The sequence below is a fragment of the Prevotella sp. KH2C16 genome (assembly GCF_900113305.1).
Taxonomy (GTDB): Bacteria; Bacteroidota; Bacteroidia; order Bacteroidales; family Bacteroidaceae; genus Prevotella.
Genome location: NZ_FOOW01000044.1, coordinates 1 through 6,494 on the forward strand (window position 1 = coordinate 1; position 6,494 = coordinate 6,494).

Annotated in this window: 5 protein-coding genes and 2 pseudogenes; 1 reads left to right on the plus strand and 6 read right to left on the minus strand. The window is 44.3% G+C overall.

The annotated features are described in order from the left end of the window. From BM114_RS13870 to BM114_RS14515, 6 genes and pseudogenes are all read right to left on the minus strand, one after another. A pseudogene (locus tag BM114_RS13870) lies at positions 1–235 on the minus strand (IS982 family transposase); the annotation flags it as partial. A gap of 474 nt (positions 236–709) precedes the next feature. Then, positions 710–1,219, minus strand: a complete 510-nt coding sequence (locus tag BM114_RS13880) for an HU family DNA-binding protein (RefSeq protein WP_092114313.1) — start codon at positions 1,217–1,219, stop codon at positions 710–712. A gap of 416 nt (positions 1,220–1,635) precedes the next feature. Further along, positions 1,636–1,839 carry a hypothetical protein gene (locus BM114_RS13885; RefSeq protein WP_092114315.1) on the minus strand — a complete coding sequence of 68 codons (204 nt, stop codon included), beginning with the start codon at positions 1,837–1,839 and terminating at the stop codon, positions 1,636–1,638. After that, a complete protein-coding gene (locus tag BM114_RS13890) occupies positions 1,836–5,270 on the minus strand; it encodes a leucine-rich repeat domain-containing protein (RefSeq protein ID WP_092114317.1) in 3,435 nt (1,144 codons plus the stop codon). The genes BM114_RS13885 and BM114_RS13890 overlap by 4 nt, the downstream gene beginning before the upstream one ends. Positions 5,271–5,345: 75 nt before the next feature. Further along, positions 5,346–5,594, minus strand: a complete 249-nt coding sequence (locus tag BM114_RS13895; protein ID WP_092114319.1) for a hypothetical protein — start codon at positions 5,592–5,594, stop codon at positions 5,346–5,348. A gap of 14 nt (positions 5,595–5,608) precedes the next feature. Beyond that, entirely contained in the window at positions 5,609–5,971 is a 363-nt protein-coding gene (locus tag BM114_RS14515) for a hypothetical protein (RefSeq protein WP_177207129.1), read from the minus strand. A 449-nt stretch (positions 5,972–6,420) separates the two neighbouring features. Here BM114_RS14515 and BM114_RS14765 point away from each other — a divergent pair. Then, a pseudogene (locus tag BM114_RS14765) lies at positions 6,421–6,494 on the plus strand (transposase); the annotation flags it as partial.

Below are 6,494 nucleotides of genomic sequence, written 5' to 3' on the forward strand. Positions count from 1 at the left end.
GTCCACGGATACAGCAGAGGTAGTACTCCTTGAAGTTTCTGTAAGTACCGAAATGGTAGCATACCAAGATTGTCATAATCTCACTCTCGGATAGCCTGCCCTTGCGGTTACGGTAGCGCTTCCCATCGCCATCATGAGAGGGCAATGGGAGGTTTTGGGCCAGTTCTGCATTCAAATTCTTGTCAAACTCATCGATAATACAGAAAATTTCTGTAACTTTGTCCTTGGTAATCATCGCTTGGTTGTTTTGTAACTTGTTGATTTTCACCTATAAAGGTACAAAATATTGGCGAGATTACCAACTTTTATAATGCTTTTCTTATCCCGAACTCGCGTAATGAAATATAATTCTGAGAAGACTGAAGGGTGTGGACATTCCGATGTTACAATTACCTTTAAAAATAAAAACATCAAGATAAGATTTTACTATAAACTAATTTCTGAGAAAAAAGACTTTCTGGGAACTAATGTAATTTATATAGATTCCATTGGATGTAAAAAGAAGAAAATAAAGCCAAAGGAGAACTCTAATATTTACATGTTTACCCTAAAAGAGGATACGGACGGAGAACTGATAGTGAAACAATAAAATTCAGAGGGTAAAACTCCATTCCCCTAAAACTAACTATGATTTGTAAAGAGCAACCGCTATCAAAGAGTTAAAAACTCAATGATAGCGATTGTTTTATTTTAAAGAGGGTCGAAATTATCAATATGAAATGAACCTTTTCCCTTCATGTTTTGCCCCCCATTTTATGTCATCGCCCGATGTTGAGTCTGGGTTATCCGTATCCACCTTGCCTTTCCATTCTTCCCACTCGATATCTACATCCGTCAGGCTGCGAACCGCACGGCGACCGCCGCCTGTGGCTCTTGTGCCACCACCACGGAATCGGGTTTCGGGAATGAAGCGCACGCGCACGCCATTGATGAGCGCAGCGGTTACTTCCTTTTCAGTTGCTACACCGTTCTTGTTCGTCGCCGCCGTGAAGTAGAAAGAGCCGATGCCGTCCAATTTCACCGAGCGGCCCTGCGCCATGTAGTCGCCCATCACGCCGCCGAGTGCCGTGAGTACGGCACGCACATCGGCTGGGCTTACGGTGGATTCGGCTGCCACACGCTTCGCCACTTGCTCCGTTGTAATGGCAGAGCCTACGAGAACGGACTTGGGATACCACTTGCCGTTCACTTTCATCTGTACTTTCTTGTAGAATGCCATAGGTTTGATTGTTTTGTTCCGGAAGCGGCTGAAATGTTAACAACGATTAAAGTATAAACAGTGGGGCACTAAAGTATAAGTAGTGCCCCACTGAAGTAGGACTTGTCGTCATCTCAATCTACACCACTCATCGGCTGGTTAATGATAAGAAATTTTAGTCCTGTGTATATAAATAGACGCAGAATCCCCAAATGGCGAACCCCATCAGGCAAAGCAGCCAAAAGACGATTTTCCTTATCCGCCCCATCGACCTCCTGCGTCTCATCTCATGATGGAAATGTTCCCTTGCGTCTTGCATCTTCCTTGTCGTAGTTTGTCGGGGAAGGATGACCTCCGCCCGGGTTCATATAAATCTTGTCTTTAATAAAGAGTCTGCCGTGCCCGCCAAATGCTTGGCAAGGCACGGCAGAGCATCGTCAGTCTTCCCACAAGTTGTTGTGGGTATCTGGCCAGTTGTCCTCCTCATCGAAGAAGAAAGATCCTTGCTTGGCATCTGCCGCGCCTCCTTCTTCACCTTCGCCAGCCTGTGGAATGGAAGTCTGATACATCACCGGGGACAGGTTTGTCGATATAATCTCCATTACAGGAGCCTCATATGGTTTCTTGTATGCTGTTTTCATTTTACTATTACTTTTTTACCGTTGTGAATATATACACCCTTTGCAGGATTCGTCACTCTTTGACCGTTGAGGTTGTAGTAGGCATCATCGCCCTCAGAAGTTGTAGCATCTGTCGCATTGATGCTCTCTATACCCGTAGTCTCGCCGTCGTCGAACAGTAGCGAGAGTTTTGCTCCGGCTGGCACGTTGATATTGATATATGCCTTGTGTACGCCGATGGTGAGTTTGCCCTCATTCTTGAACTGCTGCGCCTGTGAAACGCGGAAAGCCTTGCCCCCCGAAATGTAGAAGTTGGTGTTGCCGTCCTCTGTTGCTACAATATCCTTTGCATCCACGGTTACGGGCTTCAAGATGTTTTCTCCGTCGTAACTCCATACATCATCCTCGCCGATGCGATAGTAGAAATCGCTTGGCAGCGAGCCGTCGATGGCTTTCAGCACTACGCCCGTGTTGGCAGGCACGTAGAGACCGTCCTTGGCGATGTCGTCGCCGAGATTTATACTCTGCATACGGATAATGCTGTTACCAATCTTCTCACCAGATGTAAAGGCGATAACCTTCGGGCAGTTCTCGGCAGCGTCCCAGAAAAGGCGGTTGCCACTCTCGTCAATATCGCCGAAATCCACGTCGAACTCACGTGAGAAAGTTGAATAGAGCTTGTTGGTCAGCGCAGGTGTACTTTTAATTTTATAGTCTATCTGGTTGTAGAACTGATAATCATCAGGACTATCCTTCATTGCACCCGTAGAAGTGTCCCACATCTGCTTCTTCCATTTGCTCTTGTATTTTTCAACTACCGACTTCTTGACATAGATGTTTGTTGTGCTTGCGAACTCCTTGTAGTTATTGCCTGTCTCGTCAAGTTCAAAGCGTGTAGTGCTCAGCATCTTCTTGCTTGGGGCATTACTAATGAAGAATACATTCTCGATGGTACTGCTGTTGTTGGCGATATTCGTCATAAATGCCTTTGCACCTACATATTCGATATGGTTTTTAATGACAACTTCCTTAATCTTGTTGCTTGCTGTCTGGAATGCGTAATCGCCAATAAGCGCAACATCAAGCCCTGTCTGTGTTTTCTCGGGCACTACAAAGGTATGATTCTCGCTTTTGACGGAGAGGAGGTCAGCCACACTTGCAGCTACTTGCAGGTATTCGTTGCCGTTTTCTTCAAACGAAGGATTGATGCTCTTGAAATTATTCTTATAGAAAGGAATGGCATCATACTGCGCCTTGATGTCCTTGCGAACATATATATTGATGTTGGCAGGCATATTTGTCGTTCCAGCCGTTCCATCGTCGAAGCTCTTGTGATTCTCACGCTGGTCGATGTTAGCTGGTTTGATAGGCTCGTCGCAGAGGAAAGCCATGTCTTTCAGATTTTTGCAGAGACTGAAAGCACGGTCGCCGATTGAAGTCACCTTGTTAGGTATCATTACGCTGGTCAGGTTCTCGCACTCGTAGAAAGCATAGTCGCCAATCTTGGTAATGGAAGGAGGAAGAAGTGTAAACTTGTCATGAGCCTTTCCGTGAGGGAAGAGTACCAGTGTTTTCTTGTCCTTTGAAAGCAAGTAACCATCTACGCTTGAATATTTAGTGTTCTTCTTATCCACGTTGATGTCAACGAGGTTCTCGCAATACTTGAAAGCCTCCGAGCTGATGTCGGTCAGATTCTCCGATACATTTACAACGGTCAGTGCTGCGCAGTTGCGGAATGCCTCGCGTTCAAGCTTCGTAACGCTATTCGGAATGTCGATAGAGGTAAGTCCGCAGTCGGCAAAGGCACCTGCGCCTATTGTCGAAATCACCGCATCATCGGCAAACTTAGCCGTTGTCATGGCCGTACATCCGTTGAACGCATTGTTTTCGATGCTTGTAACTCCCTTTGGGAAATGGAATTCCTGCAACTGGGAAAGGTTTTGGAATGCGCCCGATTTAATTGTCGTCAGGTCGCAATCGCCGAGGAAGTTGAAATTCTTGAGTTTTGTATTACTTTGGAGCGCATTTGCACTAATCGTTGTCAGTTTGGAACCGTCAGGTACATTGATGGTTTCCAGATTCTTGGACAGGGAGTAAATGGCCTTCAGCTCTGTCAGTGATGAAGGTAAAGTTGCTTCTACCAAGGCAGGACACTGACCGAAAGCACCAGTTCCAATAGTTTGTACATTGGAAGGCTCTACATAGCTGACTTTTGACAAGTTCTTCATGTTGCTAAAAGCATCGTCATTGATAGCCTCGACATTGGCAGGAATGGTCAGTTCCTTTATCGTTGTAGTACCGAGGAACGCATTTTTCTCAATGGTCTTGACCCAATTGGCAACAGTATATTTTCCATCAGTTACAGCTTTTGCCGGTGGAAAGAAATAAAGTATGGAATGGTCGCCCTTGGAATAGACAACACCATCAATGGCTTCAAAGTTCTCACAATCAGACGGAGTCTTGTACTCGGATAGATTATAGCAGTTGGAAATGCCACCAGCCACCCCATCTACTTTGAGATGTGCAGGCAGGGTAACGGTTTTCAGTTGGTGACAAGTGTACAGCGCATTTTTGGAGAGTTCAACGACATCGTTCAAGTCTATAGTCTTCATATAACGGCTGCCCTCTATACCGCGTTCTGCAATGCTGGTGATGCCGTCAGGAACTTTATAGCTGGCCGTCGGCTTGGCAGGCGGATAGTTGCTCAGCGTATTGTCCTTGAACAAAACACCTTCTATAACTTTATAAGGAGTAGAACCGCCAGAAGCAAGTTCGAACTCCTCCAATTCAGAAGAATTAGGAATGATTGATGGGAATCCTGTTTCCACTGATTGGAGATTGGCAGGAAGGACAATCTTCTTTACTCCTTGAGCATTGGTAAAAGCGCATTTGAAGATGTTCTTGACATTGCTGTTTACAGTGTATGTTCCACCAGTGGTATTTACGCCCGTTGGAACAGCATAGAGGTCTTCCATGTTCTTAGAGTAAAGACACCCATCTGCATCAGAAGAGAAATTTGCGTTGCCAGAGGCCACAGTGAATTTAGGCAGACTGGAAAACCTGTAAAAGGCAGTATGAGTGATGGTACTTACCGTTGAAGGAATTGTCATTTCTGCAAAGGATGCACCACCCAGGGCACCACCATAGATTTCCGTAACTCCTTCGGGAAGGTTGATCTTGGTAACGCCTGAACCACAGCTGTAATTCTCGTTGCCACCCATTCTGGTTACATAGAATGTTGTTCCTTTTCCATCGTCGAAAGTTGCCGGCACATTAACTTCACCCGATACTGAAGATTCCGTACCTACGAGGGAAACCTTAAAGTTTGTCAAGTCTATAACCTGATAAATAAGACCATCTTTCTTGACAATCTCATAATTGGTGTAGGCTTGCATTGTTGCTGGTATTGCCATGAGCAAAAGCAACAGCAATAAAAGTTTTGTTTGTCTCATAATAATTAAAATAAAATTCTGATTTCGTTATTTATAACTCTGTTCTGTTTCTGAAAAAACCTTGTAAATCCTCACTTAATCCGCTGTCCAGACAGTTGCGGCAGCAAGGTTGTTGCTGGTCCAGTTCAGCCGGACTATGCCTGCCCCCATATTCGATACTTTTAATGTCGTGAAATGAGTGCCTGTATAAGCAGTTCTGGACATGAAGTATCCGGATTCCCCTGCATAGAACAGCAACCTGTGGTAGTACTCGCCATGCAGGTGTATCACTTCCATCTCGGGAGCAATGTAAAATTTCTTTCTTTCCATTTGTTTATAGTTCATTATTGATTCTTGATTTATAACTCTTTCTTGGGTAAATAGGCTGTGGTTAAAACTTCCTTAAACCTATCCTTGTGACTTGACCAACGGGCACGACAAAACAGGCAACGGAATCTCTTGCGAGTCCCTTGCCCAAAGGCTTTGCGCCGTTTTTCACGCGCGCGTATAATAAGATGTTTGTGTAAGAAGTTACGCCAGTAGCGCCTATGAGAGAGAGAGAGAGAGAGAGAGAGAGAGAGAGAGAGTAACAAATTATTTGGAACAGCCAAATAATCCGACGACAAAATCACAGGAAAATCTTGTTTTTCCTGCGCCACGCATACACCTTTATTATATAAGGAAAGATGCCGCTGATAGCCGTTGCTCTCTAATCCGTTCACTTAGTGATAGTTATAATCGGGTGCAAAGATAGTTAAAGTTTCCGAAACTTGCAAGGAAAAACGGAAATAGATGTGGAAATGGCGTGCAAACGAATGCACATTTGCCACATCGCAAATGTATTCTTCTTATGTCATTGAGGTAGTATGTAGGCATTTCGTAGTAATGAGGATTGCTATTTCCCGACTACACGCCAATCCTTTTTCTTTTACCGCTTTACCTCTTATTGTAGTAATGTAGTAAGATATAATCGGTGAAAGAAAAAGGAAATATATTCATCAGTTCTTGGTATTGTCCAACAGGAAGACTGGCGTTACAATGGCAGCCTCTGTCTGCAATCTTCTACTGATACGCGAGTTCGGGATAAGAAAAGCATTATAAAAGTTGGTAATCTCGCCAACATTTTGTACCTTTATAGGTGAAAATCAATAAGTTACAAAACAACCAAGCGATGATTACCAAGGACAAAGTTACAGAAATTTTCTGTATTATCGATGAGTTTGACAAGAATTTGAATGCAGAACT